The sequence below is a fragment of the Hubeiibacter jixunmingi genome (assembly GCF_041928215.1).
GTDB lineage: Bacteria > Pseudomonadota > Gammaproteobacteria > Pseudomonadales > Moraxellaceae > Acinetobacter.
The window spans coordinates 13305-29516 of sequence record NZ_JBHFHK010000025.1; the positions used below are offsets into that span (position 1 = coordinate 13305).

13 protein-coding genes are annotated in these 16212 nt (G+C 39.6%); 7 read left to right on the forward strand and 6 right to left on the reverse strand.

Annotation, left to right across the window (positions count from 1 at the left end):
* Nucleotides 1-224: 224 nt before the first annotated feature.
* Nucleotides 225-545, reverse strand: a complete 321-nt coding sequence (gene trxA, locus ACEYX7_RS05620) for a thioredoxin (RefSeq protein ID WP_374803724.1) — start codon at nt 543-545, stop codon at nt 225-227.
* A 305-nt stretch (nt 546-850) separates the two neighbouring features.
* Here trxA and ppx point away from each other — a divergent pair, with 305 nt between their 5' ends.
* The 5 genes from ppx (at nt 851) to ACEYX7_RS05645 (ending at nt 6248) form a co-directional block, all read left to right on the forward strand.
* Nucleotides 851-2374, forward strand: a complete 1524-nt coding sequence (ppx, locus tag ACEYX7_RS05625; protein WP_374803722.1) for an exopolyphosphatase — start codon at nt 851-853, stop codon at nt 2372-2374.
* A 94-nt stretch (nt 2375-2468) separates the two neighbouring features.
* The gene (locus tag ACEYX7_RS05630) at nt 2469-3293 is read left to right on the forward strand and encodes an acetyl-CoA carboxylase carboxyltransferase subunit alpha (protein WP_374803720.1); all 825 of its coding nucleotides are present in this window, start codon (nt 2469-2471) and stop codon (nt 3291-3293) included.
* The gene (gene tilS, locus ACEYX7_RS05635) at nt 3230-4690 is read left to right on the forward strand and encodes a tRNA lysidine(34) synthetase TilS (protein WP_374803718.1); all 1461 of its coding nucleotides are present in this window, start codon (nt 3230-3232) and stop codon (nt 4688-4690) included. The genes ACEYX7_RS05630 and tilS overlap by 64 nt, the downstream gene beginning before the upstream one ends.
* 46 nt (nt 4691-4736) lie before the next feature.
* The gene (gene proC / locus ACEYX7_RS05640) at nt 4737-5582 is read left to right on the forward strand and encodes a pyrroline-5-carboxylate reductase (RefSeq protein WP_374803716.1); all 846 of its coding nucleotides are present in this window, start codon (nt 4737-4739) and stop codon (nt 5580-5582) included.
* Between the two features lie 75 nt (nt 5583-5657).
* Nucleotides 5658-6248 carry a YggT family protein gene (locus ACEYX7_RS05645; protein WP_374806877.1) on the forward strand — a complete coding sequence of 197 codons (591 nt, stop codon included), beginning with the start codon at nt 5658-5660 and terminating at the stop codon, nt 6246-6248.
* Nucleotides 6249-6390: 142 nt separating this feature from the next.
* On the opposite strand, the gene ACEYX7_RS05650 is transcribed toward ACEYX7_RS05645, so the two are convergent.
* Both ACEYX7_RS05650 and ACEYX7_RS05655 read right to left on the reverse strand, forming a co-directional pair.
* Nucleotides 6391-7698, reverse strand: coding sequence for a peptidylprolyl isomerase (locus ACEYX7_RS05650; RefSeq protein ID WP_374803712.1), 1308 nt, complete (start codon nt 7696-7698; stop codon nt 6391-6393).
* A 21-nt stretch (nt 7699-7719) separates the two neighbouring features.
* Nucleotides 7720-10446 carry an LPS-assembly protein LptD gene (locus ACEYX7_RS05655; RefSeq protein ID WP_374900298.1) on the reverse strand — a complete coding sequence of 909 codons (2727 nt, stop codon included), beginning with the start codon at nt 10444-10446 and terminating at the stop codon, nt 7720-7722.
* 122 nt (nt 10447-10568) lie between these two features.
* Between ACEYX7_RS05655 and ACEYX7_RS05660 the strand changes: the two genes are divergently transcribed.
* Both ACEYX7_RS05660 and murU read left to right on the forward strand, forming a co-directional pair.
* Nucleotides 10569-11600 carry an aminoglycoside phosphotransferase family protein gene (locus ACEYX7_RS05660; protein WP_374803708.1) on the forward strand — a complete coding sequence of 344 codons (1032 nt, stop codon included), beginning with the start codon at nt 10569-10571 and terminating at the stop codon, nt 11598-11600.
* Nucleotides 11601-11795: 195 nt separating this feature from the next.
* Nucleotides 11796-12500, forward strand: coding sequence for an N-acetylmuramate alpha-1-phosphate uridylyltransferase MurU (murU, locus tag ACEYX7_RS05665; RefSeq protein ID WP_374900300.1), 705 nt, complete (start codon nt 11796-11798; stop codon nt 12498-12500).
* A gap of 81 nt (nt 12501-12581) precedes the next feature.
* On the opposite strand, the gene ACEYX7_RS05670 is transcribed toward murU, so the two are convergent.
* From ACEYX7_RS05670 to ACEYX7_RS05680, 3 genes are all read right to left on the reverse strand, one after another.
* Nucleotides 12582-12893: a hypothetical protein gene (locus ACEYX7_RS05670; RefSeq protein WP_374806878.1), complete on the reverse strand. Its 312-nt coding sequence runs from the start codon at nt 12891-12893 to the stop codon at nt 12582-12584.
* A 104-nt stretch (nt 12894-12997) separates the two neighbouring features.
* A complete protein-coding gene (locus ACEYX7_RS05675; protein WP_374803703.1) occupies nt 12998-15181 on the reverse strand; it encodes a TonB-dependent receptor domain-containing protein in 2184 nt (727 codons plus the stop codon).
* Nucleotides 15182-15281: 100 nt separating this feature from the next.
* Entirely contained in the window at nt 15282-15659 is a 378-nt protein-coding gene (locus ACEYX7_RS05680) for a hypothetical protein (RefSeq protein ID WP_374803701.1), read from the reverse strand.
* Between the last annotated feature and the right edge of the window lie 553 nt (nt 15660-16212).

Sequence of the window (16212 nt, forward strand, 5' to 3'; positions counted from 1 at the left end):
TGAAATTACAAAAATGAAATGTGCCGAACGGCGATTTTATTGTTTGTTCGTGCCAGATACTATAAAGAAATATGTAAAATATGGCTCGAACCCTGTGAAATATAAGCCAGTTGTGGTCTTTTGTCAAACAATAAAGCCATGAAATAAGGGTGTTTTGAATAAAAAATCACCACATTATCTAGATATGGTGATTTTATTTGTTTTTACTGACTATAACGCAGCGATTATAGCTGTTGCTCAATGAATTGAGCCAATGGACCACGCGGTAATGCACCGATTTGCTGTGCAGTCACTTCACCGTGTTTGAACATATATAATGCAGGAATGCTACGCACATTGTATTTTGCAGCTATTTCACTGTCAGTGATATCTAATTTAACGATTTGGACTTTGCCATCATATTCTTGTGCCAAATCTTCTAAGATTGGGGCGATCATTTTACAAGGACCACACCAAGGCGCCCAAAAATCCACAAGCACTGGTAATGAATTTTCGATAACATCGGTTTGGAACTGTGCATCAGTAGTGTTGATAATATCTGCCATGGGAACTCCAAATATAAAAATGCAGCAAACTGGTAATAATATGGGGACACAATCGTATAATTACAAGTGTACCTGTCATTACGTATAAATATAAACCAGTGTTTAGTTTAACATTTTTTTTTAAATTTACCTCATAAAATATGTACTTATTCATGAAGTCTTTCGATTAAAAGGATTGGATCGCTCAATCGTGAATCAATTTTTTATGATAGATATTGCACAAAGTTATGGCGAAATCTGCAATAACTACTTTAAAAAAAACACGATTTGCTTTACTCTAGGCGAGTATTCTTTTGGGGTAAGTTATGGCGGATTTATTGGTTGATGATGAACTGTTGGCAGCGATTGATATGGGATCAAATAGTTTCCATTTGGCAATTGCACGTGTCGATCACGGTGAAGTCAAAAAAGTGGCGTCCATGTCAGAAAAAGTCCAGTTAGCCGCTGGATTAGATGAAAATAATTATTTGAGTGAAGCTGCACAGCAGCGCGGTTTGGCTTGTTTGTCACGCTTTGTTGGGCGTTTGGGTACTGTGCCGAGTAGTCGCTTGCGTATTGTGGCGACCAATGCTCTACGTCAAGCCGAAAATGGCGATGAATTTATTGATAAAGCATTAAAAATTTTACCTAAGCCGATCGAAATCATTGCAGGACGTGAAGAAGCACGTCTCATTTATCTTGGTGTGTCACATACGATGGCAGATGAAGGTCGCCGCTTGGTCATTGATATTGGTGGTGGCTCAACTGAGTTTATCATTGGTGAAAACTTTGAACCGATCATGACCGAATCTTTACAGTTGGGTTGCGTGGCTTATACCAAGACGTTTTTTGCTGATGGTAGTATCACTGAAAAAGCATTTGATAAAGCAGTCGTTTCAGCACGTAAAGAGCTAATGGCAATTGCAAAAGCTTATTTAAATACGGGCTGGAATAATGTCGTTGGGTCGAGTGGTACGATTAAAGCTTGCCGTCAAATTTTGTTGAATATGGGTTTGAGTGATAGCCAAGAAAGCATCACATGGCAAGCACTACAAAAACTCAAAGAGCGTGTCTTGAAATATAACCATGTTTCAAAGATTGATTTTGACGGGCTAAAAGATGACCGCCGTGCTGTACTGCCAGCAGGTTTGGCAATTCTGTATGCGATTTTTGAAGTACTCAAAATTGAACGTTTGGTGTATTCGGACGGTGCTTTACGTGAAGGTGTTATGTACGATTTGCTTGGTCGTTTCCGCCATGAAGACATTCGTGATCGCAGTGTACAAGCGATGTTGGGACGCTACGGTGCAGACCACGCACAAGCTGAACGTGTAGTACAGACCGCTCAAAAACTCTTTGAAGACAGTAAAAGTACTTTGCAATTGTCAGAAGATGATGGAGATCTATTACGCCGAGCTTCTTATTTGCATGAAATTGGCTTAGCAATTAGTCATAATGGTTATCATCGTCATGGTGCTTATTTGTTACAGCATTCTGATATTCCAGGCTTTTCTAAGATAGACCAAAACCATTTGGCACTTTTAGTCGCTCACCATCGTCGCAAATTACGCAATGATAGTTTGAACGTTTTATTAAAAAATAACACTAAGTCTTTGCTTTATCTATGTTTAATTTTAAGACTCGCAGTTGTGCTTAATCATAGTCACAGCGATGAGACTTTGCCTGAGTTTAATTTACTCGTAAAAAATGAGCATAGTTGGCAATTACATATCTTAGGCGATGTGAAACAATGGCCATTATTGATTGTCGATTTACAAGATGAGCAGCAACAGTTTAGAAACTGGCAAGTTGATTTGCAAATCTTGACGCCAATCACCACATGGAATTGACACAACACTGTGTTAAATATGAGCGTACATTGAAAATGAGGTAAGTTAGAAAATATATTTTGGCTTACCTGATCTGCAATTATTCGAGTAGTTTATGAGTAGCAAAGCCAAGATTTCACAAGCATGGAAAACCGTGCAAATTGCACGTCACCCAGAGCGTCCACAATTTTTAGATTATGCGAATGTATTATTTAGTGAATTTGATGTGTTGCATGGTGACCGTTTGTACGGTGATGATGGTGCGTTAATTGGTGCTTTAGCCCGTTTTGATGGTCAGCCTGTTATGGTGGTCGGACAACATAAAGGGCGTAGTACAAGAGAACGTTTACAGCATAATTTCGGCATGTGTAATCCTGAAGGCTACCGTAAATCGCAACGCTTATTTGATATGGCAGAACGCTTTGGTTTACCTGTATTAACCTTTATTGATACCATGGGTGCTTATCCTGGGGTAGGTGCTGAAGAACGTGGACAAGCCGAAGCGATTGCACGCAATTTAGCACAATTGTCTAGCTTGAAAGTGCCTGTGGTTGCTACAGTCATCGGTGAAGGCGGTTCGGGTGGTGCTTTGGCGATTGGTGTTGCAGACAAAGTCATTATGCTTTCACATAGTATTTATTCGGTGATCTCACCAGAGGGCTGTGCATCAATTTTGTGGAAAACTGCTGATAAAGCTGAACGTGCCAGCGAAGCATTGTCTCTGACTGCTCAGCGTTTACAGCAGTTGGGCATCATTGAAACTGTGATTGATGAAGGTGAGGGAGCTCATCTGAACACAGAACAAGTCATGCAAAATCTTCATGCAGAATTGAAAAACAGCCTAGCACAACTTAATCAACTTGATGCAGATGCAAGATGCGGAGCCCGTTATCAACGCTTGATGAAATTTGGCAGTGCCAATCTCACAAGTCAAAATTAAAATATTTATTTTCTAATCTTATTCAGCAATGCGAGCAGTTTTCAGCAACTGCTCGTTTGTTTTTGGCATGTAGTGGTGGCATGGATTCCATGTTACTGCTTTATCTTCTTGCTACTTTAAAGCATCAACATCACATTGCACAGCCTATCCATGTGGTTTATATCGATCATCAATTACAAGCGCAGAGTTCGGTATGGGGAGAGCTTGTTCAAACCCATTGCCAACAACTTGATTTATTTTGCAAAATTATTGCCGTTGATGTACAAGCGGGCAACCTAGAAAACCAAGCTCGCCAAGCTCGTTATCAAGCTTTACAACAACAATTACAGCCCAACGATGTGTTAATTCTGGCACACCATCAACAAGATCAAGCAGAAACGGTACTACTACGATTGTTGCAAGGTACAGGTGTACAAGGCTTGTCAGCAATGAAAATCGTGGAGCAGCGTACCTTAACTCACCTTGATCATGCAACACTGTCTTTAGAAATTCCGCACCATTATTTTTTATGGCGTCCATTATTGGAGACGGCAAAATCTGATATTGAAGCATTGATGGATACATTTCAGATTCAATACGCAGATGACCCCATGAATCATAGCCTAGATTATGATCGTGTATGGTGTAGAGAAAGCTTATTTCCATTGTTAGAACAACGCTTTGGAAAGATGCAGGATAGCTTGACTCGTTGTGCTAAAATTATGCAGGACAGTCAATCGATCTTGTATGAAGTGTTGCAGCAAGATATTGCACAGTGTGTGCAACAAATACAGAATGATTCAGTAGTAATGTATATTGATTTAAATCTATTTAGATGTTTATCAGCAGCAAGGCAAAGACAATTATTAGTTTGGTTTTTACAGGCAGAACAACAATATAAAGCACCAATGCATATCTTGAATCATCTGCAAAATGATGTGATTCAGGCTAAAATTGATGCGGAAAGTCAGCTACATTATGCAGGTCATTATTTTTTACGTTATGACGACAAGCTATATCGTTATACCGCAGAAGCTTGGCAAAACTGGCAAAATACGCCAGTAGATTATCAAATGAGCTTAAATCTAGCACAAGTAATTCACAGTCAATTTGGTCAATTTAAAGTCGTTTTGCAAGCAGATGATGAGTTTGGTTTGAGTTTAGATTTATTTACAAAAGAATTGGACTTTATGGCAAGACAAGGCGGTGAAAAAATTGCTTTTTTACATCGCCCACATCGACAAGTATTAAAAAAATATCTTCAACAACATAAAGTTACCCCTTGGCAACGTAAGCATGTGCAATGTGTGCAATATAATGCTACTATACTGGGTGTTTTGACGCCATCAGGCTTTGATTTGGCACAAAGTGATTATATTGTGCAAGGTGGCTGGACTTTGGCACGTGTATCGCAATAGCCAAAGGGCTAAATTTAAAATGATTGTTAAGAGAGGGGTTGAGAGCATGACAGACTTACAGCAACACCGTATGTTATTTATCGGTGGCGGTAATATGGCACAAGCATTGATTGGTGGCTTATTGGCACAAGGGGTTGCCAGTTCACAATTTATGGTGGCTGATCCATCAACGGCAATCCAACAATATTTTAATGAAAAAAATATTGCAACAACATCACAAGCGACTGATTTTATTGATCAGGCTGATGTGATCGTATTGGCAATAAAGCCACAAGTCTTGGCACAAGTTTTGTCCCCTTTGCACGGTAAACTCAAACAACAATTAATTATTTCTGTCGTTGCAGGTGCAAAAATTTCTTCTATTGCTCAACTTTTGGGTGACCATCAACGTATCGTACGTGTTATGCCAAATACACCTGCATTGTTGCAAATGGGGGCGAGTGGAGCTTTTGCAGCGGATGCCGTGTCTGAATCAGAGAAACAATTGACGCTCCAAATCTTACAAGCTACAGGTTTAGCAATTTGGGTGCAAAATGAACAGCAAATCGATGCGGTTACCGCACTGTCAGGCTCAGGACCTGCATATTTCTTTTATATGATTGAAGCGATGATCAAAGCAGGCACTGATTTGGGGCTAGATATAGAAACTGCAAAAGCACTGGCATTACAAACTGCAACAGGTGCAAGCATGATGGCACAGCAAAGCGAGTTTGATGTTGCAGAATTGCGTCGTCGTGTGACTTCACCAAATGGTACTACACAAGCTGCCATCGAATCTTTTGATCAACAGCACATTGCACAGCACATTGCACAAGGTATGCAAGCGGCTTATCAGCGTAGCGGTGAATTGGCAGTTGAGCTGGAACAACAGTTTAAAGCAGATTTAGGTTAAGGTGGCTATTTTGCGACAATCGCAATATACACCAATGATTTTTTAAAATTTTAATTGAACAAAGTGAGATAGGTTTTGGCGATTATTTTATTGGTTTTGTTAAACGTACTGATTATCTTATTATTTATACGACTACTTATGCAATTGGCGGCAATCAATCCGAGCAATAATGTAGTGCAATCTACCGTAAAAGCCACATCATTTTTAGATATTTTTAATAGTGCGTTGCCAAAACTGGCAGGCGGTCGTATCAATTTGGCAGCACTGATTTTACTGCCAGTACTGTTTTTGCTCAAAGTGTGGGTGAGTAATTACTCAGGTATAGGGATTTATATTTTTGATACCCTGTATAAAGGCTTAAATCATAGTGCTGATGGCTTGATTTTGGGTACTTTGATGGCTATTACAGACAGTATGATCACATTTTGCCGTTATCTTATTTTTGCTGCAATTGTAACCAGTTTAATCAGCATGATTCGCCAAACAAGAGGTCCTTTTACTGAAGTATTGCAAGATTTGATGGAGCCGATACTTGCACCATTGCGTAAGATTTTACCGAGCGGTGGTATGTTAGATTTTTCGCCACTGATTGCCATCTTAGGACTGATCATTTTGGATAATATTATGATGGCGATTGCAGAAACGCTACTGGTGACTTTTAAGTAATGCCATATTGGTGTGTTTTGTTAGTATGTTTTTTGGTAATTTGATTAGGTTTTACCTGAACATATATAGACGTACAAGCAAGTAAGATAAAATAAAGGGCTAAAACGAAAAGTTTAGCCCTTTATTTATAGCAAGAATAAAATTATTTCAAGCTTGCATCTTTGATATCAACATATGCGTTCGCACGAATTTCGCGAGTCCAATTGTCAGCTTCAGCAGCGAATTGGCGTTCTGCAAGAATTTGACGTGCTACATTGCGTTGTACTTCTTTGGTCTTGTCGCTCTGACGAACTTCATCGACTTTGATAATATGCCAGCCAAATTGACTTTGGAAAGGCTGACTGATTTTGCCAGCTGGTGTAGCTTTCATGACACTTTCAAACTGCGGTACCATCATGCCTGAAGTCACCCAACCTAAGCTACCACCATTACCACGTGAGCCAGGGTCGGTAGAATAAGTGTTGGCGAGAGTAGCAAAGTCTGCACCCTGTTTTAGACGTTGATGGATGGCATCGATTTGTTGTTTGGCAGCTACTGGTGTCACTGATTCACTTGGCTGAATCAAAATATGACGTGTTGCATACTCAGTAATAATAGTACGTTGGTCATCTGACTTGCGTGCCAAAACTTTTACCACATGGATACCATCTGCTGCCAAGATTGGATCAGATACTTGTCCATCATTTAAGCCTGCTAAACGTGCAGACAATTCACTTGGCATATCAGACAAAGATTTAAAACCCATGTCACCACCTTGAACCAATACATCATTGCTACTGTATTGCTGGCTCAATGCAAGAAAATCATTGCTATTTTGTAGTGCTTTAGACAAATTTTGTGCAGCTTGTTCTACCGCAGCTGTAGAGGTGTTTTGAGACGTTGGTGCTACACGGAAATGCAATGTATGTACTTGCATACCTAGTGCATTTTGTCCTTGTGCTGACTTCAAAAATACATCAATGTCATGTTCAGATACTTTGATACGTGATAATACTTGTTGCTGACGTAATTGAGTAACTAATAAATCTTCAGCAATTTGACCACGAACCTGTGCATAACTGCCTGCTTGTTTGCTGTCTAAGCTACGCTGAAAAGATTCTAAACTGTCGAAGCCTTGTTGTTTGGCATAAGCCAACACAGCCGCATCTAGGCCTGCATCAGTAGGTTTCATGCCGAGGCGTTCGATTTGTTGCAATTGTGCTTGGCGAGTAATTAACTGGTTGAGTACGTCACGGCGTACTTGACGCATATCTAGGCGTACGCCTTGCTTTTGCATTTCATTGGCAACAATATTTACAGCTTGATCCAACTCACTTGCCAAAATGGCACGTTCATCAACGATTGCAATCACACGATCGCTGACTTTGGCATTGACCAAAGCGGATGCAGTCAAGAGTGCGATACCAAGGGTAGTATGACGCAAAATTTTAGACAATTGAGTAATTTTCATAAGTATAGTCCGCAAACTAAGTTAGTTCCAAGATTGATTGATACGATTATAACCGAACATACGCTGTTCAAGCAAAGAAGTTAACCGACCTGATAGGCCACCTAAACCTTTAAGTGAAAACTCTGCCATGATGGCTTGCGTTGGTTTGGTATGACGGATATCAGCCAAGTCATTATAATAGCGACGACCATAAACTGATAGCCCCCAACAACAAGATTCATAATTTAAGCCCAACAACACTTCACGCATGGTCTTTTGTTTCAGGTCGTATTGTACATGAGTCAAGGCACGCCAATTGTTATCAATTGGTTGTACAATCGATGCGATGGCTTGCTGATATGCTTGTTGTCCTAAATCATTGATTTCACGGCGTTGGTAATAACCCAGTTGATAACTGGCACCATGATCATCATTATAATTTGCTGAAAAATTATTTAACGCATTTTTGCCATTACTCAGCCAAGCACTATTGGCATGTATATATAGATTTGGATAAAGCTGGCTAGATAGAGATAAAACAGGGCCACTGGTCTTTTGGTTATAAGTCAGATTGTCGTAGTCCTGTTGTAGCTGTACTTGACGATTTGCAAAGTAATAACTTTGTCCCAGACTAGCACGAATTTTTTCTAAGCCTTGTTGGTCAAATAGACTATAACTCAAACCAAGCGATGCAAAATGATTATCTTCGATACGATCATGTCCATAAAAACGATATGGGCTAAATAGCTGATCATAACCAATAGAAGCATAAGTACTGTCAAAATTGGCAAAATCATCTTGATTATGATAAGGCGTATAGGCATAAAATAAACGTGGTTTTAAGGTGTGTAAGTATTGCCCTGTTTTATTCATTTGATCAAAAATCAAACCTGTATCTAACGTAAATTGTGGCAAAGTCGTGCCACGAGAGACGCTTTCATTTTGGTCAAAACCTTGACTTAACTTACTGTCACGATCAAAAACGGTGTAAAGACTACGCAGTGATAAAGTCGGTTTGGCATAGAAACCTGTGCGTTGATAGTTATAACTGAGATCTGCTTGATTATAAAAGCGTGCACCACTACGTTCTAAAGCAGAGCCATCGTTAATTGGCTTTTTAAAATAGGCACTATCACTCTGCAATCTATAATTCCAACCTTGCAAATGACCGCCGTGATAATTAATCAGTAACTGCGGTATACGAGCATAAGGTCGATTTACATCAGGAATGGATGTATCTAAAGTTTGGAAGCTTTGTACACGCAATTGAGCACTGAGATTGTCCACTTTTGGGTGACGATAATTGATCATCAGGCTACGTGGTTGATAGACACTATCACTACTATTTGGCGTATTACCTAAATCAGCAAAATAGTCTTTGTCTGAAATGTAATTGATATCAGCATGTGCATTGATGCTGGAGTTCACTTGCCAATCATGCGTGAGATGTAAGCTTTTACGATCTTGTTTGGCATAGCGTCTATCACTTGGCAAATAGCCACCCCAAATTTGACCTTGTCCGTATTTTTCAGTTAGGTAACGAAACTCACTTTCTGCCATGACACCACGACCATGTAAATAGCGTGGCGTGACCGTCATATCATAATTTGGTGCCAAATTCAGATAATAAGGTACTGCAAGTTGAACACCACCATCATTGGTATAACCAAAAGATGGCGTCAAAAAGCCACTGGTACGACGGTCATCAATAGGGAAGTTAAAATAAGGTACCGCTAATACAGGCACGTTTTTGATATATAAACGGGTGTCTTTGCTGATACCACGACCAGTATCTTGATCAATGGTAATTTCTTTGGCTTGAATATGCCATGTCGGACTTGTACTTGGTGCACAAGTGGTATAACTGGCATGACGCAAAATGGTACTATTGTCGTTTGGACGCTGAATTTGGCGTGCATAGCCGTGAGCTTGTTGTTGCTCACTGATATAAAAACTATTATTAAGATTGCCAGTTTGAGATTTTAAATTATATTGGATCTCATCACTTTGCGTAACCAAACCATTTTGAGCAATTTGCACTTTACCTTTGGCAGTTGCAAAAGTCTGTGTCGGGTCAAGCTCAACTTTGTCGGCACGGATTTGGCGACCTTGTTGCTCAATGATGACATCGCCTTCGATATACGAAACACCTTGCGGGTTATAGTAACCTTGATCAGCAGTAATGGTCGATGTGCTGTTCACTACGTCTCCGTTGGCTGGTTGATTTGCAGGGATTGGTGTGACCCACTGTCCTGAACAGAGTGCAGGGCGTTGTGTATCTTCAGCACGATATAATTGGCTCAGTGGATTTTTATTCTGAGTATTTTTTCGAATATTTGTTTGAGTGTCTTGTTGAGATTTTTGTTCAGCGGTTGCGATATTTTGCGATGTATCTTGTGCATTTGAAGTAGAGATACGTGGCTCGGCTGTATTCGTCGAACTTTGGTCTACATTTTCAGTGGAAGATTGATTTACTTGACTATTATCAGTCTGCGATGATGTTTTTAAATTATTTTTATATACAGGATGAGTCTGATAATATTGTGAAAAGAAATCAGCACCTTTTTGATACATTTCAGCATATTGAACAGAATCTGTTTTTTTTGTGTTTTTATCAGCCATCGCAGGTGCTTGAGATGTGGGTGTATTTACAATGTTGCTGTTATAAGATGATTGTGTCGTTTGAGCAAAAGATACACTACTCAAAGACACGCTCGCACATGCGAATAAGGCTTTAAAAAGTGGATTAAACTTAAAGGCAGTTTTCATAAATAAGACAACACAAAAAATAATTAAAAAATTCTCTTTGCATGATAGAGAAAAAATCGCAAAACGACTACACTTAGCCACGAAATAATAGCGTTATTTTTGCAAATACGGGTACAAATTTTATGCAAAGAACACAACAGATTGAATCTTGGCTCACTCAGGTCTTGCCAGAGCAAGATTTTACAATGGACTATTTGGCAGGTGATGCCAGTTTTCGACGTTATGCACGCATTCATGTGGCAAATAAAAGCTATATGTTGATGGATGCACCACCAGAAAAAGAAGACTGCAAACCTTTTGTTACGATTGCTGAATATTTCGCCGAAAATGGTACACGTGTGCCACAAATTATTGCACAAGATTTGACGCAAGGCTTTTTGTTATTAGAAGATTTTGGTGATGAATTATTATCTACTGTTTTGAATGATGCTACAGTGGATCAATATTATATCCAAGCGTTTAAACAAATCGTACAATTACAATCTATCGCAGTTGATGGTCAAATTATTCCTGATTATTCTGCTGAAAAATTATTGCAAGAAATGCATTTGTTTGATGAGTGGCTACTGCCTGCATTAGCGATTGACATTACCGCAGAACGCAAGGCTGTATTGGATAATGCTTATCAATATTTGTTAAAAAATATCCAAGCTCAACCGCAAGTCATTGTGCATCGTGATTATCATAGTCGCAATTTGATGGTGTTGAATAATGAGCAAGATTTGGGCGTAATTGATTTCCAAGATGCGGTGCGTGGTGCTGATACTTATGATTTGATTTCAATCGTGCGTGATGCTTATGTACAATGGAAAGCCCAACAAGTGGATACTTGGATTGAGCAATTTTATGCTATGTTGCCTGATTCGCAGAAACAAGAGCGTGATCTGAATCAATTTAAAATCGATGTAGAAGTGATGGCATTACAACGTCATCTCAAAGTGTTGGGTATTTTTGTACGTTTATTTGAACGTGATGGCAAGTCGGGTTATCTAAAAGACTTGCCACGTGTGATGTGGTATTTCCGTCAAGAATTAATGCATCCATTATTGCCAGATGTACCTGAAATGGTGGCTTTGCGTGATTTTGTTGAAGATGTGGTGATGGCAAAATTTGAACAAAAATATGGCAATTATATTGCGATTGTTGCTGAATAATTTTATTTCAAAAATGCATTTTCAACTTGAAAATTTAATTCACTGATTTTATCCCCCTCCCTAACCCTCCCCTAAGGGGGAGGGAACTTCTCTTCATTAAAATTGCTGAGAAGCACTGCTTTGCAAGGGAGAGGTATTGAAAATGGCGATTTCATGATGAAAGATTTAATTGGAATTTATTGAATAGGAAAAAACATGAAAGCAATGATTTTGGCGGCAGGTCTGGGCAATCGTATGCGTCCATTGACCTTGACCACGCCCAAACCACTGTTAGCGGTTGCAGATAAACCTTTAATCGTTTGGCATATCGAAAAACTCAAAGCCATAGGTATTACCGATATTGTGATTAATGCGGCTTGGCTGAAAGAAAAAATAGTCGAAAGTTTAGGCGATGGTTCACAATTTGGTGTAAATATTTATTGGTCACTAGAAGACGAAGGCTTAGAAACCGCAGGCGGTATTATTCAAGCTTTGCCTTTGTTGGGCGATGAACCATTTTTATTGATTAATGGTGATGTGTGGACACGTTTTGATTTTGCTGAACTTTTAAACTTTGATTTAAAGGACAATTTAGCTCATTTGGTGTTGGTGGATAATCCGCCACAGCATCCAAAAGGCGATTTTATCTTGGCAAATCAGCAAGTTTTTAGTTTTGAACAAACTGAACAATTGGACAGTCAAATCGAGCAACACACCTTTACCTTTGCTGGCATTAGTGTACTGTCGCCACAATTATTTGTGGGTTTAGAACAGGGCAAACGACCACTTGCACCATTATTACGCCAAGCCATGCAAAACGGCAAGGTAAGTGGGCAAAAAATGACGACTGCTTGGGTCGATGTCGGCACGCCAGAGCGTCTAAATGACTTGGATAAGGCGATTCGTGCAGGCGGAATTTAAAAGATTCGTTTAAATTCGATCGATAAAAAATCCCACAAAGATTTAGATTTGTGGGATTTTTTGGGAATATCAGTTTTGCAATTACTGAGCTGCTGATGCAGGGGGCGCCATTTGATTACTATGACCAGCATGACCAGTGTTGGCATCATGTTGCATATTCGCCATATCATGTGCTGGAGCAGATGCACTATTAACTGTCGCATTTTGGGTGTTGGCTTGAGCTGCTTTTTGTTCAGCGGCTTTGCGTTGGCTTGGCATATAATCAGGTTCATTGCTCATAGCGAAAAATAATAAACCTAAAAAACCACCTGCAAATAACAAGAATAATAATACCCCTTTCCAACCAAAAATTGATTTGTTGGACATGGTTTGTTCATCAACGTGTTGAGCCATAATGCTCACTCCTATCAAAAATAAAACTTCAAAATGCGGTATATAAAACAATAAAGCGAGTGACAATTCCTTTTGTCACGGACTTCGTGTTCGAGATAAATCAATTAGAATTTAACGTTTAGACGTGTCCAATAGTTACGTCCAATATTGTTAAATTGCTCAGTCGCTACCAAACCTGTGCCTGCGTCGCCTAGACGATTTAAATGCTCAATATAAGTTCTGTTGGTCAGGTTATCGATACCTGCACTGAGATTAACTTTATCATTAAAATCGTAACTACCATTTAACGATAAAATATTAAATGCTTTGCTAGGTTTTACATCGTAACCAACGACATTACCTTGGTTTAAGGCAACGCGATTCTGTGCTGCTACCGCACGCCATAACAAACCAACATTGTAGTTATCTTGGCTATAACGTACGTTGAAACGTGTTTCAAATGGTGAAATTTGAGGTAAAGCTTGGTTGTCTGTGGTGTTTTTGCCCCATGCGTACATAGCATTTACATCAGCTGACCATTCTGGACTAAACTGATAAGCTATGCCTGCTTCAGCACCTGCGATACGTGCATCAACATTTTTTGACTTTTTGTTTGATTTATCAACATAACTCATCAACATAAAGTCTTTGACTTGACCTGCATAAGCAGACGCCCAAGCGTTCCAATTTTCCATATCATACTTGAAACCTACATCAAGTTGTGTAGTCTTTTCATTACGCAACTGACTAAAGTTCTCAGCACGATTGCTTACATTTCCACCCATAAGCTCCCAGTAATCAGGTGAACGCTCAACATGTCCGACACCTGCATAAGTGCTTAAACCTGCACCATTGTCGTATTCATGACGGATAAATCCACTTGGTAGCGTATCTTTACGTTGTTGAGGCGTAGCCATACGCATGGTTTTTAATGCGTCAATCTTCACCTGATCAGCACGACCGCCAACGATCATACGATGTTCAGGATTTAAGTCATAGCTTAACTCTGCGAAACCACCAAAAGATTGATATTTCATGTTTTTTTGATAAGGCATATTCATACTTGCCATGGTTGGGCTATACATTTCGCCGCCATGATTGTTACGCTGACTGTCCAAACCTGTTTTAAGTTGCCACTTATCACCGTCCATTTGCATGGCGATACGGCTATTTAAAGTTTCGCGTGTGACACGCATTGCCATTTGTGATGACATGCCCATGTTACCGTGCGACATATTGCCACCCATATTTGGTGCATTATGACCACCGTGACCACCATGACCACCATGATTTGGCATACTACCGCCATTCATCATGCCCATATCTTGAGGTTTGCGTAAGCTAAAGTTGTCCATGATATGGTCATTATTATTATAATTTACTTTTGCTTCTACTTTGCTGATGAGTGGAGTGATATTGGTTTTTTCCACGTTTAAGCCATAACTTGTACGCTTATATTGTGAGCCGTCCATAGCACGACCTGCATAAGCTACTTCACCATCGCCTGTACCTGCAGTGAGCTCAATGGTCGTATCTTTGTTTGGTGTAAAGCCAACAGTTAAGTCACTATTCCAACGCATCCACGCACCATGAACACGTGTACCTTGACCATCTTCATAATCATTCGATGCAGAGCGATTGGCATTGATACGGCTATAAAATTGCTCATTACCCACAGCCATGTCTAGGTTGTGATCCCAACGACCAAACGAACCAACCAGTGTGCTAAAGTTACCTTGATAGCCGACTTTTGCATCGTTTGGACGATCGCTAAAATCTGGTTTTTTACGTTCAAATTGTACTGTAGCTGCCGAACCTGGCGTTGCAAACTCTACGCTCTGTGGACCTTTGATGACGGTGATTTTGTCATAGTTTTCAGGGGCAATATAAGTCGCAGGGTTATCCATACGAGATGGGCAAGCACCAAGATTTTCTGTGCCATTATTGAGTAGCTTGATACGCGAACCAAACATGCCACGGAAAGTCACGTCACCATTGACACCGCCACTTTGTACAGCATTAAAGCCCATCAAGCTCTTTAGATAAGCTGCACCGTCAGAGGCAGGAGCAGGCTGAATGGGTTGTTTTGGATCACGCACCATACGTACGCCTTGCGTATCGTCAGCAGATGCAGTGATGACGATGGTACCCAAATCATGGGTCATACCTTCAGTATGAGCATGGTCATCATTCGTCATCATGTCGTGGGCATAGCTCACGTTACTTAGCATCAAAGTGGTTACAGCTACGCTTAAACCAAGCATTTTAAAATTATTGCGACCTGTCGCATTTAAACGAGAAAATTTCATTGTAAACCTAATAATTTAAACAAAGTGGTAGAGTTGGTTTCGTGTGCTTGTGTTTTGATAAATCAAGCATCATAAAACCTATGGTTTAAAAAAAAGTAAATTACAATAAAGTAGGTGGAGCACGGCTTGGTGGCTGTTGATAGGCGACACGATAAGAAATAAATTGGTAAAAATGGCTTTGTTGTATATTTAGCCACTGACTAATATATCGTTCAAAAACGGTATCAAAATTAAAATGTGTTGGTGATGCAACATGTTGGTAAGCACTACAGAACATACAGGCGTGTCCTGCATGATGGTGCTGTGTTTGCTGAGTAGGATGATTATTATTTACACTCAAATGTGTTGAGAGAGAATTTTGTTCTAGATTATGCATCACATGAGCATCGTGATGATGCATGTGTGATGTGGTCGCTCGTGTATCGATGGTTGGGCTTTTTTGAGGGGCAGTGGATTGCTGCGACGTGACTACTTGCATAATCTTTTCGCAGACCAAAGCGAATTGATAGTGTACAGGTAATACAGGTTGCAAAAATACAGCAAGATTGAAAAATATTGCCAATAAACTTAGTACCGATCCACTACGATGATACAATTGCTCACACTCACTTTACAAATGATATACCATCATAACATAGTTATGCCGCGTTACCAATTCATAAATCCTAATATGGCTATTGATGATTATTGGTTATTTTAAAGCTTTTGTTTTTAGCTTTATTCATGTAAATCAGCAACAATAGGATTGTATGGATGAAAACTGATTAAAAATTTTAAAGATATATAATAATATACTTATCAATAGTTTAGGTATAAATTTATTACAAGGTAACGACAATGTAAATCCGCAACAGTAGGGTGGGCATCCCTGCCCACCATAGCATAGAATGTGTTGGTGAGCAGAGATGCCCACTTATTTCTAACTCACGTTAAAATATCATTATATTGGGTTAAATTAGGGTGTGTTGACATACAAAGAAAATCAGTTATTCTGATTATATGAATAGACTAACACTTACTGATGCCCAATG